Source organism: Kitasatospora sp. NPDC087271, assembly GCF_044744605.1.
Classification (GTDB): Bacteria; Actinomycetota; Actinomycetes; order Streptomycetales; family Streptomycetaceae; genus Kitasatospora.
On the sequence record NZ_JBIUYQ010000022.1, the window covers coordinates 41,048 to 55,585 of the forward strand.

Genomic DNA, 14,538 nt, shown 5'->3' on the forward strand with positions numbered 1-14,538 from the left:
GGGGGCGGGGGGGGGGGGGGGGGGGGCGGCCGCCACCCCCCCCCCCCCCCCCCCCCCCCGCGGCCGGAATCGTGGCCCAGAAGAAATATGCCGGTTGGTCTACATATTTCCCTGGTTGGGCCGCAGCGCCGCAGTGCCGCCATGCCACCGTGCACAGGAAGTCGGCGGGTCCGACTTCCTGTGCACGGGCAGGCCTGCGAGACAGGACGTGGGGAGAATATGTCGGTCGGTCTACATAGTCAGCTGGCGGGCAAGCAAGCGGGGGCGGGAGGTGGGGGTGCGGCCCCCGGCTACCGGGGGGTTGTTCGCCCGGGGCCGCGGTTCATGGGCTGATGCCGGGTCAGGAGGCGGGCATCAGGACGGTGTCGACGATGTAGACGGTGGCGTTGGCGGTCTGGACGTCGCCGCACAGCACCTTGGCGGCGGAGTTGACGGTGAAGTCCGGGGCGGCGCCGGTCACGGTGAGGTCGTCGGCGGCCAGGGTCTTGTGCCCGCCGGCGAGTGCCGCGGGAGCCAGGCGCTGGGGGACGACGTGGTAGGTGAGGATCTTGGTGAGCTTGTCCTTGTCGGCGAGGACGGCGTCGAGGTCCTTCTTCGGGAGCTTGGCGAAGGCGTCGTTGGTGGGGGCGAAGACGGTGATGTTCTTCGCGGAGTTGAGGGTGTCCACCAGGCCGGCCTGCTTGACGGCGGTGACGAGGGTGGACAGCAGCGGGTTGTTGGAGGCGGCGGTGGCGACCGGGTCCTTGGCCATGCCGCTGAAGCTGCCGGCCCCGTCCTTGGGGACGGCCGCGCACGCGGTGCCGAACGGCTGCCCGGCCGTCACCTGCTCGGCGGACGGGGCACCGGAAGCCGGGGCACCGGACGGCTGGGCCGCGGCGGCTGCGGTGGTGCTCTTGGCCGTGTCCGAGGACTTCGCGTCGCCGCCGCTGCTGCACGCGCTCAGGGAGGCGGCCAGCAGGCCGGCGGCGAGGACGGCGGCGAAGGGCTTGCGGACCAGGACGGTCGTGTTCATGGACGGATTCTCCTGTCAGGTGGCATCGGGCGGATCCCGGATGCCGAAGGGGTGGGGAGGTCGTGAGGTGGGGTCAGGTGACGGTGACGACGACGCTGTGCCAGCCCGTCGCGCCCGAGGGGTAGGGGGGTGTGCGGGTGGCGGGCTGGACGGCCCCGGTGCCGTCGGTGGCACGGGCCTCGAGGCGGTGGGTCCCGGGGGCGGCGCCGGTCCAGGTGTGGGTCCACTGGCGCCACAGGTCGGGCCCGGCGTCGGCGGCCAGTTCGGCCTGCCGCCAGGGCCCGCCGTCGACGCGCACCTCGACGGCGGCGATGCCGCGGTGGGTGGCCCAGGCGGTGCCGGCCACCGTCACGTCGCCGGGCGGCACGCGGGCGAACGGCGCGGGCACGTCGATCCGCGAGGCGGTGCGGACCTCGCCGGTGCGGTCCCAGCCGCGCCGCACCCAGTACGGGTCGCGGGCGGCGAAGGTGGTCACCTCCAGGTCGACGAGCCACTTGGTGGCCGAGGTGTAGCCGTAGAGGCCGGGCACCACCGTGCGGCAGGGGAAGCCGTGTTCGACGGGCAGCGCCTCGCCGTTCATCGCCACCGCGAGCAGCGCCCGGCGCCCGTCGAGGAGCGTCTCGACCGGGGTGCCGATCGTCATGCCGTCCTGCGAGCGGCCGACGAGCTGCTCGGCGCCGGAGCGGACGCCGGCGCGGCGCAGCAGGGCGGGCAGCGAGGCGCCGAGCCAGCGGGTGGTGCCCGCGTAGGGGCCGCCGACCTCGTTGGAGACGCAGGACAGGGTGTGGTCCAGCTCCTCCAGCCCGAGGGCGAGCAGGTCGTCGAAGCCGATCAGCAGCGGGCGGTCGACCAGGCCGTGCAGCCGCAGCGACCAGGTGCGCGGGTCGATGCGCGGCAGGGTCAGGGCGGTGTCGACGCGGTAGAAGTCGGTGGTGGGGGTGATGAACGGGGGCAGGCCGGGGACCGTGGCGCCGGCGGCGCGCGGCAGCGGTGGAGCCGGGCGCAGCGGCGGCGGCAGGCGGACGGCGGCGCGGGCCGCGCTGACGTCGCCGCGCCGGTCGGACAGGACGCGTGCGGCCGTGCCGAGGGCGGCGGCCGCGCCGATCGTGGCGCCGGCCGCCAGGACGCGCCGCCGTTCGGGCCCGGCCGGCAGGACCGGGCCCGAGCCGAGGGAAGGGTCGAGGGAAGGGCCGGGGGAGAGGGCGGGGCCGACCAGCCACCACAGCACGGCGACCGCGCCGCCGGCCGCGGCAGCGGAGGGCAGCAGGTCGGTGGGGAGGGCCTGCGGGCGGGCCAGCGCGGCCCAGGCGCCGAGGCCGCCGAAGGCCGTGAACAGGGCGGCGGCCGCGCCGCGACGGCGTCCGGCCAGCACGCCGAGGGCCGCGGCCGCGAGGCCCATGACGGTGTAGATCCCGCCCAGCAGGACCGTCTTGTCGCCGGTGCCGAACCGCTGGACCGCCCACGCTTTGACGGCGGTGGGCGCGAGGTCGATCGCCGCCGAGCCGATCGCCACCACCGGTGAGGCCTGGGGGCGGGTGAACGCCGCCGCCGCCTCACCGGCTCCCACGGCCGCGGCGGCGGCCGCCAGCCCGCACAGCGCCGCCACGGCCGGCCCGGCGGCACGGGTGCGTGCTCGGGGGAGGGCGCCCGGCGGGCTGCTGCTCGTCTCATCGGTCACGGTCCTCATTCGGCGGTCCGGCTCCACCGGATGGGTGCGAGTCCGGATACCCCCCGATCGGGTGACATTGCTCTGGCCGGGTGACACCGCCCGGCCAGGGTTGAGGGCGGCGGACGGGCCGCGGACGGGCCGCGGACGGGCGGCGGACGGGCGGCGGAACGGGCCGGACCGCCGGGAGACCCGGCCCCGGCGCCCCGGGCCGAGGCCGCTCAAGGCCGCTCAAGGGCGCCCGGGGACGCCCGGGGCGCCCTTGAGCGGCACCCTCACCGTCTCCTGGCCCCGGCCCGACCCGGCCTTCCGCCGGGCCAGCCGCCCGGCCCGGCCCTCCCGCTCAGGTGAACGGGATCAGCAGGACCGGCGCCCCCGTGGGGTGCGCGGAGCCGGCCGAGGGCTCCACCGTGACCCCGATACCGCGCGCACCGTCCAGGGGGCCGTCCAGCAGGAACGCGCCGTCGCCCCGGGGCATCAGCCCCGCCGGGCGCATCGCGGCGCCGTCGTCGAACCACAGCTCGTACGCCGTGCCGTCCGCCGGGGCGGGCAGGCCGGAGGCCAGGAGGACGGCCCGGCCCTTGTCGTGCGACCAGACCACCGCCCCGGTGCCGGTGCCGCCGGCCGCCGGGCCGCTCGCCCGCCGGGCGTCGGGGGCCGCCAGCAGCCCGGTGACCTGGTCCTGGTGCCGCTGCAGCGCGGCGGCGAGGGCCCTGGCCCGGTCCGCCTCCCGGTGCTGCTGGACGGCCACGCCGCCGAGGGCCGCGGCCGCCGCCAGACAGGCCGCCAGCGCCAGCCGCGGCCAGCCGCGGGCGAGCCGCCCTGGGCGCCGGGCACCGTCGGGTCCGGCTGCGGCGCGCGGGGCCTCCTGCCGGACGGTGTCCAGGGCGCCCATCACCCGCGACTTCAGCTCCCCGGGCACCGCGACGGCCTGCGCGGCGCCCAGCCTGGCCAGCGTCGCCGTGAACTCGGCGACCTCCCGGGCGCAGGCCGGACACTGCGCCAGGTGGCGCTCGAACTGCGCGCGCTCGTCCGCGTCGAGGGCGTGCGCGGCGTAGGCGCCGGTCAGCGTGTGCAGGTCGGCGCCGCTCATGCTCCCACTCCCAGACAGTCGCGTAGCCGGATCAGCGCGTCGCGCATCCGGGTCTTGACGGTGCCCAGCGGGGTGCCGAGCAGTTCGGCGACCTGCGGGTAGGTGTACCCGCGGTAGTAGGCCAGCGTGATCGACTCCCGCTGCAGCTCGGTCAGCCCCTTCAGGCAGCGCCGCACCTGCTCGCGTTCCAGCCGCCCCTCGACCTGCTCGGCGACCTCGTCGAACGCCGGCGTGTGCGAGGCGGCGGCGGCCCGCCGGTCGCGGTCGGCGGCCGCCTGCGCCGCCCGCACCCGGTCCACGGCGCGGCGGTGGGCGATGGTCAGCACCCACGCCAGCACCTCCCCGCGCTCGGGCCGGTAGCGGGCGCAGGTGCGCCACACCTCCAGCATCACCTCCTGCGCGACCTCCTCGGACTGCGCCGGATCCCGCAGCACCCGGCGGACCAGCCCCAGCACCGGGCCCGCCACCGCGTCGTACAGCCGACCGAACGCCTCCCGGTCGCCGCGCGCGGTCCTGCTCAGCAACTCCTTGAGGTCGGCACCCGGACGCCCCGGCCCGGACAGGTGAACGACCGTACTCATCCGGCCGCCTCGCGCTCGCAACACACGGGCGACGGCCCCGGCCAGTGGACGGTGGGCATGGCACGACCTCCAGGGAATCCCGGCCGGGCGGACACCCGGCAGGGCCGACGGAACACGGCGACGTCAGGCGTTCGAAGCCGCACCCGGCGCGGATTGCCCGCCAAGGACACCGGATTCCCGGCCCCCGCGCACGCCCGGATTCCCGGCCCCCCGCGCGCACGCCCGGGCGGGCAACAGCGCGATGTTGTCGGCCCACGGCACACCCCCGCGCGCACGCCCGGGCGCCCGCAGGAGACCCCTGGAAGACTCGAATCCCCGGCCGTGTCCAATCCCCGGCCGCGCCCGCTCCGAACACCCCGGCAGCGCCCCCCGCGCCTGGCGGGGCACGGGGGGCGCACCCGCCCGCACGAGAGGAGCCGCAGGTGGACGAGCCGACCCGGACGCGCCCGCACTGCCTGGTCACCGGTGCCACCGGCTACATCGGCGGGCGCCTGGTGCCCGAACTGCTCGCCGCCGGGTACCGGGTGCGCTGCCTGGTCCGCGACCCGCTCCGGCTGCGGGACCAGCCCTGGCGGGCCGACGTGGAGGCCGTCACCGGGGACGTCACCCGCGCCGAGACCCTGCCCGCGGCCTTCGACGGCATCGACGCCGCCTACTACCTGGTCCACTCCCTGGGCACCGGGCCCGGCTTCGAGACCCGGGACCGGCAGGCCGCCGAGACCTTCGCCGGGGCGGCCGCCGCCGCCGGCACCCGGCGCATCGTCTACCTCGGCGGACTGCTGCCCGCCGGGGTCCCCGAACCGCACCTGTCGGCCCACCTGCGCTCGCGCGCCGAAGTGGGCCGCGCCCTGCGCACGGGCGGCGTCCCCACCGCCGAACTGCGGGCCGCGGTGATCATCGGCTCCGGCTCGGCCTCCTTCGAGATGCTGCGCCACCTGACCGAACGGCTCCCGGCGATGGTCACCCCCCGCTGGGTCGACACCCGCATCCAGCCGATCGCCGTACGCGACGTGCTGCGCTACCTGGTCGGCGCCGCCGCCCTGCCCCCCGAGGTCGACCGCACCTTCGACATCGGCGGGCCCGACGTGCTCACCTACCGGCTGATGATGCGCCACTACGCCGAGGTCGCCGACCTGCCCCGGCGCCTGATCGTGCCGGTGCCCGTGCTCTCCCCGCGCCTGTCCAGCCACTGGGTGGGCCTGGTCACCCCCGTACCGGGCTCGCTCGCCCGACCGCTGGTGGAGTCGCTGCGCCACGAGGTGGTGTGCCGCGAACACGACATCGCCCGCTGGATCCCCGACCCGCCCGAGGGCCTGACCGGCTTCGACCGGGCCGTGGAACTGGCCCTGCGGCGCATCCGCGACGCCCAGGTCTCCACCCGCTGGTCCTCCGCCTCGCTGCCCGGCGCGCCCAGCGACCCGCTGCCCACCGACCCCGACTGGGCCGGCGGCAGCCTCTACCAGGACCTGCGCCGGCGCCGGGTGGCCGCCGACCCGGCCGCGCTGTGGCGGGTGGTGGAGGGCGTCGGCGGCGAGAACGGCTGGTACTCCCTGCCGCTGGCCTGGGCCCTGCGCGGACGCCTGGACCGCCTGGCCGGCGGCGTCGGCCTGCGCCGCGGCCGCCGCGACCGCCACCGGCTGCGGGTCGGCGACGCGCTCGACTTCTGGCGGGTCGAGGAGATCGAACCCGGACACCTGCTGCGGCTGCGCGCCGAGATGCGCCTGCCGGGCCTGGCCTGGCTCGAACTGCGCGTGACACCCGACGGCGCCGGCGGCGCGCTCTACCAGCAGCGGGCGCTGTTCCACCCACACGGACTGGCCGGCCACCTCTACTGGTGGTCGGTGGCGCCCTTCCACGCCCTGGTGTTCGGCGCCATGGCCCGCAACATCACCGAACGCGCCCGACCCGCCCGACCCGCCGGCTGACACCCCCACCCGACCCGCCGCCCGACACCCCCACCCGCCGCCTGATACCCCCGTCCCCGCCCGCCGCCGTACCCGCACCCCACCGCACGAGGCCCCCGATGAGCACCGCCGTCGTCCTGTTCACCCAGGACCTGCGCCTGCACGACAACCCCGCCCTGCACGCCGCCCGCACCCGCGCCGACCAGGTCGTCCCCCTGTTCGTCCTCGACCCGGCCATCGCCCGGGCCGGCTTCGCCGCCCCCAACCGGCAGGCCTTCCTCGCCGAGAGCCTCGCCGACCTCGACCGGGCGCTGCGCGCCGCCGGCTCCCGCCTGGTCCTGCGCCACGGCGACCCCGCCGAACAGGCCGCCCGCCTGGCCGCCGAGTGCGACGCCGACACCGTCCACACCAACGCCGGCGTCTCCGCCTTCGCCACCCGCCGCGAACACGCCCTGCGCCGTGCCCTCGGCGAGCGCCTGCACCTGCACGACGCCGCGCTCACCATCGTCCCCGCCGGCCTCGTCACCCCGGCCGGGCGCGACCACTACGCCGTCTTCACCCCCTACCACCGCGCCTGGCAGCAGGCCCCCCGGCGCACCGTCCTGCCCGCCCCGCGCGCCCTCGCCACCCCCGACGGCCCCGCGAGCGCCCCGCTGCCCGCCGCCCCCGCCGGCACCTCCCCGGGCCGCGCCCCCGGCGGCGAGAGCGCCGCCCGCCGCCGCCTGCGCGCCTGGAACCCGGACGCCTACGAGCAGTTGCACGACGACCTCGCCGCCGACGCCACCTCCCGCCTCTCGCCGTACCTGCACTTCGGCTGCCTGTCCGCCACCGAACTCGCCCACCGCGCCGGGAAGTCCGACACCCCCGGCGCGGCCGCGCTGGTGCGCCAACTCGCCTGGCGCGACTTCCACCACCAGGTCCTCGCGGCCCGCCCCGACGCCGCCCACGCCGACTACCGCCCCCGCCCCGTCCGCTGGTACGACGACGAACGCGAGCTCCAGGCCTGGCGCGAGGGCCGCACCGGCTACCCGATCGTCGACGCCGGCCTGCGCCAACTCGCCCACGAGGGCTGGATGCACAACCGGGCCCGCCTGCTCACCGCCTCCTTCCTCACCAAGAGCCTGCGCCACCACTGGCGCCCCGGCGCCGCCCACTTCCTCGCCCTGCTCGTCGACGGCGACCTCGCCAACAACCAGCTCAACTGGCAGTGGGTCGCCGGCACCGGCACCGACACCCGCCCCAACCGCGTCCTCAACCCGCTGCGCCAGGCCGACCGCTACGACCCCGACGGCGCCTACGTGCGCCGCTGGGTCCCCGAGCTCGCCCACCTGCCCGCCCGCGCCGTCCACCGCCCCTGGGAGCTGGCCGAGCCCCCGGCCGGCTACCCGGCGCCCCTGCTGCCCCCCGACGCCCTCGGCACCCGCCTGCGCGAGAGCGGCTGAACCGCCCTCGCCCGAACTCACCCGCCCCCGCCCGAACTCACCCGCCCCCGCCCGAACTCACCCGCCCCCGCCCGAACTCATCCGAAACCCGCCCGCCCTCGCCCGAACTCATCCGAACGGCGTAGCGCCGCGTCCGCTCCCGCGCGGGCCCCGGCCGCCGCGGGATGCGGGCCCCACCCGCCTCCCGTTGGATGAACCTGCGGCCCGGCAGGCCCCGGGCAGGCCGCCCCCGGCAGGTCAACCCGGCAGGCCACCCCACCCCGGCGCACCACCCGAAGGAGCAGGAGCATGCCCATCTCCAGGACCCGCGACGGCGTCGAGATCTTCTACCAGGACTGGGGCAGCGGACGCCCCGTCGTGTTCATCCACGGCTGGCCGCTCAACGGCGACGCCTGGCAGGACCAGCTGAAGGCCGTCGCGGACGCCGGCCTGCGGGCCATCGCCCACGACCGGCGCGGCCACGGCCGTTCCGCCCCGGTCTACGGCGGCTACGACTTCGACACCTTCGCCGACGACCTCGACAGCCTGCTCACCGGGCTCGACCTGCGCGACGTCACCCTGGTGGCCCACTCCATGGGCGGCGGCGAGCTCGCCCGCTACATCGGCCGCCACGGCACCGGGCGGATCCGCTCCGCCGTCCTGCTGTCGGCGATCACCCCGTCCATGCTCCAGGGCCCCGACAACCCGCACGGCGTGCCCGGCACCGTCTTCGACGACCTCAAGGCCGGCATCCTCACCGAGCGCTCCCAGTTCTGGAAGGACACCTCCGTCGACTTCTTCTCCGCCGACCGCCCCGGCTCCCGCGCCACCCAGGGCAACCGGGACGCCTTCTGGTTCATGGCGATGCACCAGACCATCGAGGGCGGCGTCGACTGCGTGGACGCCTTCGGCTACACCGACTTCCACGAGGACCTGGCCGGGTTCGACATCCCCACCCTGATCGTGCACGGCGACGACGACCGGATCGTCCCCGTCGAGGCCACCGCCCGCCGGGCCGCCCGGATCATCCCCGGCGCCGTCCTGAAGGTGTACGAGAACGGCTCGCACGGCATCGCGATGGTCCCCGGCGACAAGGAGCGCTTCAACGCCGACCTGCTGGAGTTCCTGAAGCGGTGAGGGCGCCTCGGGGGAACCCCGGCAGCCTCAGGGCGCGCGGCGCAGGGACAGTGCCGTGACGTCGTCGCGGCTGCGGCCCCCGCTCCAGCGGCGGGCCTCGCGGTCCAGGGCCTCGGGCAGCAGGGAGGCGGGGGCGGCGGCGAGGGCGGCCAGGCCCCGCTCGACGGGGTAGAACGCGCCGGTGGCGTCCTGGGCCTCGGTGATCCCGTCGGTGAGCAGCACCAGCACGCCGTCCTCGGGCAGCGCGAACCACCGGACGGTGCGGACCTCGTCGGTCAGCTCCGCCAGCCCGAGCGGCACCCCGGCCGGCAGCGGCACGGCCTCGACCCGGCCGCCGTGCAGCAGGTAGGGGGCGAGGTGGCCGCAGTTGACGGCCTGCACGTCCGCGCCGCGCTCCACGCCCAGCACGGTCGCGGTGACGAAGCGCTCGCTCTCGCCGCCCTGTACCGCGTACGCGTTGTGCCGTTCCACCGCCGCCTCCAGGGCGTCCGCGACGCCGGTCAGCGCCGGCTCCCGGAAGGCCGCCTCCCGGAAGGCGCTCAGCACCGCGAAGCCCGCGCCGATCGCCGGCAGGCCCTTGCCCTGCACGTCGCCCACCAGCACCCGGGTGCCGTACGGGGTGTCGGCGACGTCGTACAGGTCGCCGCCGACCAGGGCGTCCTCCTCCACCGGCCGGTACAGCCCGTACAGCTGGACGTCGGGGGTGAGCACCGGCAGCGGGCGCAGCAGCTGGCGTTGCAGGGCGACGGCGGTCTGCCGCATCCGGAACAGCTCCCGCTCGCGCCGCACCCGGCGCGCGCACAGCCCGACCACGGCCGCCTCGGCGCCGACCACCCCCACCAGGGTGCCCACCCGGGCGGCCAGCGAGGACGGCGGGAACAGCACCGTGCTGACCGCCACCACCCCGGCCACCCACACCGAGGCCGCGACCGTCTGCGCGACGGTGCCCAGCCCTGCCAGCAGGGCCGGCAGGAACACCAGCAGCAGCACCAGCCGGGCGCTGGTGCCGCTCGCCGCCTGGGCGAGCAGCACCACCGCGGTGGAGGCCAGCACCCCCAGCACCACCGCCCGGTTGCCCGGCGCCCGCGTCCCCCCGCCGTCCCGCTCCCCGCTCCCGTCCCCGTCCGCGCCGCCCACCCCGCCGTCCTCTCCGCCGCCTCGCCGTCCCCCCAGGCATACCGGCGGCCCCACCCGGCCGCCAGCGCAGCCCGCCCGGACGGGCGAGCGCCCGGGTCGGTGCCCGCTCGGGAGCGCCCGCCCGGGCCCGGCCGTCAGACTGCCCGCCGCCCGGCCGTCAGACTGCCCGCCGCCCGGCCGTCAGGCGCAGGTGCTGTCCGCGCAGAGCTGCCACGGCTCCCAGGAGACGAACCGGTCCGCCTCGGTGGTCCGCCAGGAGCGGTCGCGGTTCCACTCGCGGACGGTCACCCGCAGCCGCCCGTCCGGCAGTTGGACGACCGAGGACGGCGCGCCCAGGCCCGCGTTGGGGTCCGGCAGCCGGGGCAGCCGGCGCACCGGGCCCCAGGAGTCCCGGGCGTCGCCGTCCTGGCTGCGCACCTCCATGGCCGCGCTCGTGTCGGCGCCGGAGGCGAAGGCGTGCAGCCGGCCGTCGCGTTCCCTGAAGAGCGTGAGCCCGCCGTGGTAGGGCGGCGGTGACAGCTCGAAGTTCTCGGTCGGGGTCCAGGAGTCGCCGGGTGAGGGCAGGACGGTGTGGCAGAAGCCGCCGTAGGAGGCGAAGAACACCTCCAGGGCGCCGGCGCCGTTCTCGACGGCGCTCACCTGGTACAGCTTCGGGCCCACGGGGGTGGCGCTGACGCGCTCCCAGCCGCCGTAGGCGCCCCCGGGCGCGTCCTGGGAGCGGTGCCAGACGAAGGGCAGGAGGGAGGCCGCCGAACTGTCGTAGAACTGCTGGAACTGTTCGGTCCGCCCGTCGGAGCGCGGCGTCTCCAGCAGGGTGTTCGGGAGGGCGGTACTGGCCAGGCCCTGGGCGGTCGCGTCGGCCCCGCACCCGGCGGCGATGCCCGGGGCGGGGGCGGTGCCCGCCGTGGTCGTCGTGGCCCACGCGGTCGTTCCCGCGAAGGCCACGACCAGCACACCCGACAGCACGGCTTGCGGAAGTCTCCTGTACACGGTCGGTGAACCTCCCCATTCGGTAACGGAAAAGGAGTGCCCGGTACGGGAGTTGGCCGCTTCGCCAGCCCCTCGCGCGGGACCGGCACATTCTCGTGCACCGGCGGCGGGGCGGACAGGGCGCCTGCGGGGCGGCCGGACGGGATCCGGCCGAACGGCGGCCCGCCCCCGGCGGCGGGGGAAGGCCGGCCGGTCCGGGGGTCGACTGGTCAGGCGGCCGGCAGGTCCGGGACGTCACCGCGGGGACGGCCGCGGAACAGCTCGTCCAGGTGGTGGGTGAGGATCGCCAGCGCGGCGTCGCCGGTGCGCTGGCCGCCGAGCACGCTGGAGCCGAGGCCGTTGACCATGGCCAGCAGCCCGGCGGCGGTCATCTCCGGGTCCCTGGCGGGGTCGATCTGCCCGTCCTGCTGGGCCGCGCGGACCTGCTTGGCGAGGAAGCCCTCCAGCAGGTCGGGCTGGGGCGTCCCGTGCTTCTCCACCAGCGCGGGATCGCTGAGCACCAGCGTGTAGTACGCGGCGTAGGTGCGGGTGATCCGGCGGCTCTCCGGGTCGGTGGGCAGGATGCTGGACAGGACCGCGGTCACCAGGCCGCGCGGCGTGGACGGGGTGGCGGCCGCGGTGATCCACGCCGCCATGCGGGCCTGGAGCTGGGCGCCGAGCCGCTCCAGCGCGTCCAGCAGCAGCCCCTCCTTGGTCGTGAAGTAGTACTGCACCAGCCGCAGGGAGACGCCCGCCTCGGTGGCGACCGCCCGCATGCTGGCCGCCTGCAGCCCCTGGGTGTCGGCGATGCGCAGCAGCGCTTCGGCGATCTGCCGCCGGCGTTCCTCGTGATCGACCCGCGCGTTCATGAACGACCTCCCTGGTACACCCGTATCATGCCGTGATACACATGTATCATGCGAATCAGCCAGTTCAAGAACGACCAGGCCGGGGACCGGTTTCGCGCCGCCTACGAGCGGGCCCTGACGGAACTGTGGCCCGGGCCGCGGACGGCGCTGGACCTCCCGACCGCGTTCGGGACCACCCGCCTCTACCGGACCGGCCCGCAGCACGGCGAGCCGATCGTGCTGCTGCCCGGCTCGGGCGGAAACGCACTGATGTGGCACCGCTACATCGACACGCTGGCCCGCCACCGCCCGGTCATCGCCGTCGACACGGTCGGCGAACCGGGCGCGAGCGTGCAGAGCGCCCCGATCGCCGACGGCCGGGACGCGGCCGCCTGGCTGGACGAACTCCTGACCGCACTGGAGGTGACGGACGCCCAGGTCGTCGGCTGCTCCTACGGCGGCTGGCTGGCGCTCCACCACCAGATCCACCACCCCGGGCGGGTCGCCTCCCTCACCCTGGTGGACCCGGCCGGCTTCGCCGACATCGGCGCCCGGTTCTACGCCTGGGTGATCGCCGGCGGCCTCGCCGCCACCGCGCCGCGAGCGCTGCGCCCCCGGCTGGCCCGCCTGGTCGGCAACAGCGCCATCCTGGAGACCGAACTGATGGCCCTGATGCGCGCGTCGATGGGGTTCCGCCGCGCGCTCCCGGTGCCCCCGGTCCTGTCCGACGAGGAACTGCGCCGCCTGGACGTCCCCGCACTGTTCCTGCTCGGGGAACGCAGCGCCATGCACGACGCGCACGCGGTCGCCGAGCGCCTCGGCCGCCTCGTGCCCTCGGCCCGGACGGAGATCGTGCCCGGCGCCGGCCACGCCCTGCCGACCGACCGGCCGGACCTGGTGGCCGACCGCGTCCTGCGCCCCGCCGGGCGGTAGCGCCACCCGGCCGGGCCCGGGGGCTCCCGCACCCCGCCGAGGCCCGTCGCACCCGCACCCGGCTGCGCGCCGAGTTCCCCGCAGGACCCGCCGCGCGGGTGTGACACCGCGGCCCGCCCGTACGGGACGTGACGGAACGTCAGGACGCGGGGGCCGCCATCAGGTCGTGCAGCAGGTCGTCGCCCAGGCCCAGGCCGGTCTTCGACTCGTCGGGCAGGTGGTAGTCGCGGTACCAGTCCGCGGGGGCCTCCGGGTGCGGGCCGCTGACCGCCACCCGGCCGGCGCCGTAGGGGGCGATGACGGCGGCGGCGCGGTCGTTGGAATAGCGGGCCAGGACGTCCACGCCCGGGCCGTCGACGTCGAAGTACGGGCCGTCCTGGAAGTACATCCGCTGCGGGTGGCCGCGCCAGGCGACGTCGACGAGGCGGTCCTGCTCGTCGGTGACGGTCGCCCCCCGGGAGCGGATGTACTGCCCGGAGTCGCCCGGCAGGAGGTCGTAGCCCGGATCGCCGGCCAGGTAGCCGCCCATGCACAGGCCCAGGTAGCGACCGCCGCCCCGGACGTAGTCGCGCACCAGCTCCGGCGAGAAGCCGGGGTCGCGCTGGAGCAGGCCCCACGCGGTGCTCACCTCCTGCCCGTTGGTGCCGCCCGGCTGCACGTACAGCGCGGCGCCGGCCAGCACGCCCGCGCCGAAACGCAGCCGCTCCTCGGGCCCGACGTAGCGCACCGCGAAGCCGTCGCGCTCCAGCAGCTCCCGCGCCGCCTCCGGGCAGCCCTCGCAGGCCGCCGGGCCCCGGTAGACCAGCGCGAGCGGCCGCCCGTCGGCGGCGGCGACCGCGTCGCCGGCCGCGCCGTCCGACACGGGGGAGGCGCCGCAGGCGGACGCCGTCAGCAGCGCCGCCGCCACCGCCAGGGCCGCGGCGGCCCGCCCGGGCCGCCGCCCACCCCTCATGACCGGCACTGCCGCCATCGCTGACACCCTCCCCGGACAGGACCTACGCCGTGTGCAGCGACGACGCTACGGGCACAGCGGCCCGCGCCGCACGTCCGCCCCCCGAACGGGTGCACCCGCGCCGTCCGCGTTGACGGGCCACGGGCCGCGGGCCCGGGGGAGTAGCGCGGGCGGACGGGTCAGGCGGACGCGGCCCGGGCGGTGCGCCACTGCTCGAACTGCTCCGGGGTGCGCACGCCGTCGTCCAGGACGGCGCGGTAGACGTCCCAGCCGCGCACGCCGCGGCCGTACTCTGGGTGCTCGGACCAGGCGTGCTTGATCCGCAGGACGGCCTCGCGGGCCTGCGGGGTGAGGCGCGGCGGCAGGTCGCGCAGGTGGGCGAGGTCGGGCTGGCGGGCGGGCTCGTCGACGAACCACAGGTCGAGGGTCCAGTCGCGGCCCTGCGGGCAGCGGTAGTCCAGGCCGAGGTAGAGGCCGTCGGGGTAGGCGGCGGGGTCGGTGTTCCAGGTGCCGGTGTCGTTGCGCAGGCGCACCTGCCGCACCCGCGGGTGCAGTGCCAGCCGCGCGCCGAGCGCGGCCACCCGCTCGTGCGCGGCCGTGTCCAGGCGCGGGCACACCACGGTGACGTCCAGGTCCCGGCGCACCATCAGCCCCAGCGCCGAACTGCCCACCCGCACCGGCTCCCCGAGGGCGCCCAGCAGCTCGTCCAGGCCCAGGTCGGCGCTGACCGCCCCGGCCTCGGCCTGCCGTTCGTCCTGGCGCCGCAGAAGATCGTCCGTCGTCATCGGGCCAGTCTGCCAGCAGCCGCCGACCCCGGGAATTGACCCATGAAATCGGCATGGAATTGCCACCTGATAGCTGGTCTTTCCGGCCCTAGCCTGGTCC

At 76.6% G+C, this 14,538-nt stretch carries 13 protein-coding genes; 4 read left to right on the top strand and 9 right to left on the bottom strand.

Annotated features, from left to right (window positions below; genetic code table 11):
* Nucleotides 1-340: 340 nt before the first annotated feature.
* From ACIO9K_RS29540 to sigK, 4 genes are all read right to left on the bottom strand, one after another.
* Nucleotides 341-1,012, bottom strand: a complete 672-nt coding sequence (locus ACIO9K_RS29540; protein ID WP_363624026.1) for a fasciclin domain-containing protein — start codon at nt 1,010-1,012, stop codon at nt 341-343.
* Between the two features lie 73 nt (nt 1,013-1,085).
* Nucleotides 1,086-2,699 (bottom strand): molybdopterin-dependent oxidoreductase, encoded by a 1,614-nt coding sequence (locus ACIO9K_RS29545; RefSeq protein ID WP_400334542.1) that lies wholly within the window; start codon nt 2,697-2,699, stop codon nt 1,086-1,088.
* Nucleotides 2,700-3,021: 322 nt separating this feature from the next.
* On the bottom strand, nt 3,022-3,771 hold the full coding sequence (locus ACIO9K_RS29550; protein ID WP_363624030.1) for an anti-sigma factor: 750 nt from the start codon (nt 3,769-3,771) through the stop codon (nt 3,022-3,024).
* Nucleotides 3,768-4,352 carry an ECF RNA polymerase sigma factor SigK gene (sigK, locus tag ACIO9K_RS29555; protein WP_363624032.1) on the bottom strand — a complete coding sequence of 195 codons (585 nt, stop codon included), beginning with the start codon at nt 4,350-4,352 and terminating at the stop codon, nt 3,768-3,770. Before sigK ends, ACIO9K_RS29550 begins: the two co-directional genes overlap by 4 nt.
* Before the next feature lie 422 nt (nt 4,353-4,774).
* Between sigK and ACIO9K_RS29560 the strand changes: the two genes are divergently transcribed.
* The 3 genes from ACIO9K_RS29560 to ACIO9K_RS29570 all read left to right on the top strand — a co-directional run bounded on the left by ACIO9K_RS29560 (nt 4,775) and on the right by ACIO9K_RS29570 (nt 8,814).
* The gene (locus ACIO9K_RS29560) at nt 4,775-6,277 is read left to right on the top strand and encodes an SDR family oxidoreductase (protein ID WP_363624034.1); all 1,503 of its coding nucleotides are present in this window, start codon (nt 4,775-4,777) and stop codon (nt 6,275-6,277) included.
* A gap of 98 nt (nt 6,278-6,375) precedes the next feature.
* A complete protein-coding gene (locus ACIO9K_RS29565; RefSeq protein WP_363624036.1) occupies nt 6,376-7,698 on the top strand; it encodes a deoxyribodipyrimidine photo-lyase in 1,323 nt (440 codons plus the stop codon).
* 288 nt (nt 7,699-7,986) lie between these two features.
* Complete coding sequence (locus tag ACIO9K_RS29570; protein ID WP_363586783.1) at nt 7,987-8,814, top strand: alpha/beta hydrolase; 828 nt, start codon at nt 7,987-7,989, stop codon at nt 8,812-8,814.
* A 27-nt stretch (nt 8,815-8,841) separates the two neighbouring features.
* On the opposite strand, the gene ACIO9K_RS29575 is transcribed toward ACIO9K_RS29570, so the two are convergent.
* The 3 genes from ACIO9K_RS29575 to ACIO9K_RS29585 all read right to left on the bottom strand — a co-directional run bounded on the left by ACIO9K_RS29575 (nt 8,842) and on the right by ACIO9K_RS29585 (nt 11,789).
* Entirely contained in the window at nt 8,842-9,951 is a 1,110-nt protein-coding gene (locus ACIO9K_RS29575) for a PP2C family protein-serine/threonine phosphatase (RefSeq protein WP_363624038.1), read from the bottom strand.
* Between the two features lie 180 nt (nt 9,952-10,131).
* Nucleotides 10,132-10,941 (bottom strand): hypothetical protein, encoded by an 810-nt coding sequence (locus tag ACIO9K_RS29580; RefSeq protein ID WP_363624040.1) that lies wholly within the window; start codon nt 10,939-10,941, stop codon nt 10,132-10,134.
* Nucleotides 10,942-11,150: 209 nt separating this feature from the next.
* Nucleotides 11,151-11,789 (bottom strand): TetR/AcrR family transcriptional regulator, encoded by a 639-nt coding sequence (locus ACIO9K_RS29585; RefSeq protein WP_363624042.1) that lies wholly within the window; start codon nt 11,787-11,789, stop codon nt 11,151-11,153.
* Between the two features lie 48 nt (nt 11,790-11,837).
* Here ACIO9K_RS29585 and ACIO9K_RS29590 point away from each other — a divergent pair, with 48 nt between their 5' ends.
* Complete coding sequence (locus ACIO9K_RS29590; RefSeq protein ID WP_400334546.1) at nt 11,838-12,701, top strand: alpha/beta fold hydrolase; 864 nt, start codon at nt 11,838-11,840, stop codon at nt 12,699-12,701.
* Between the two features lie 139 nt (nt 12,702-12,840).
* Here ACIO9K_RS29590 and ACIO9K_RS29595 read toward each other — a convergent pair whose 3' ends face one another.
* Nucleotides 12,841-13,671, bottom strand: coding sequence for a BPL-N domain-containing protein (locus tag ACIO9K_RS29595; RefSeq protein WP_400334548.1), 831 nt, complete (start codon nt 13,669-13,671; stop codon nt 12,841-12,843).
* Nucleotides 13,672-13,832: 161 nt separating this feature from the next.
* Nucleotides 13,833-14,438, bottom strand: a complete 606-nt coding sequence (locus tag ACIO9K_RS29600) for a hypothetical protein (RefSeq protein ID WP_363624049.1) — start codon at nt 14,436-14,438, stop codon at nt 13,833-13,835.
* Nucleotides 14,439-14,538: the final 100 nt, after the last annotated feature.

Coding starts and splice junctions, on each gene's coding strand:
- ACIO9K_RS29540 (WP_363624026.1), bottom strand. CDS start 1,012: ATGAACACGACCGTCCTGGTCCGCAAGCCCTTCGCCGCCGTCCTCGCC.
- ACIO9K_RS29545 (WP_400334542.1), bottom strand. CDS start 2,699: ATGAGGACCGTGACCGATGAGACGAGCAGCAGCCCGCCGGGCGCCCTC.
- ACIO9K_RS29550 (WP_363624030.1), bottom strand. CDS start 3,771: ATGAGCGGCGCCGACCTGCACACGCTGACCGGCGCCTACGCCGCGCAC.
- sigK (WP_363624032.1), bottom strand. CDS start 4,352: ATGAGTACGGTCGTTCACCTGTCCGGGCCGGGGCGTCCGGGTGCCGAC.
- ACIO9K_RS29565 (WP_363624036.1), top strand. CDS start 6,376: ATGAGCACCGCCGTCGTCCTGTTCACCCAGGACCTGCGCCTGCACGAC.
- ACIO9K_RS29570 (WP_363586783.1), top strand. CDS start 7,987: ATGCCCATCTCCAGGACCCGCGACGGCGTCGAGATCTTCTACCAGGAC.
- ACIO9K_RS29585 (WP_363624042.1), bottom strand. CDS start 11,789: ATGAACGCGCGGGTCGATCACGAGGAACGCCGGCGGCAGATCGCCGAA.
- ACIO9K_RS29590 (WP_400334546.1), top strand. CDS start 11,838: ATGCGAATCAGCCAGTTCAAGAACGACCAGGCCGGGGACCGGTTTCGC.
- ACIO9K_RS29595 (WP_400334548.1), bottom strand. CDS start 13,671: ATGGCGGCAGTGCCGGTCATGAGGGGTGGGCGGCGGCCCGGGCGGGCC.
- ACIO9K_RS29600 (WP_363624049.1), bottom strand. CDS start 14,438: ATGACGACGGACGATCTTCTGCGGCGCCAGGACGAACGGCAGGCCGAG.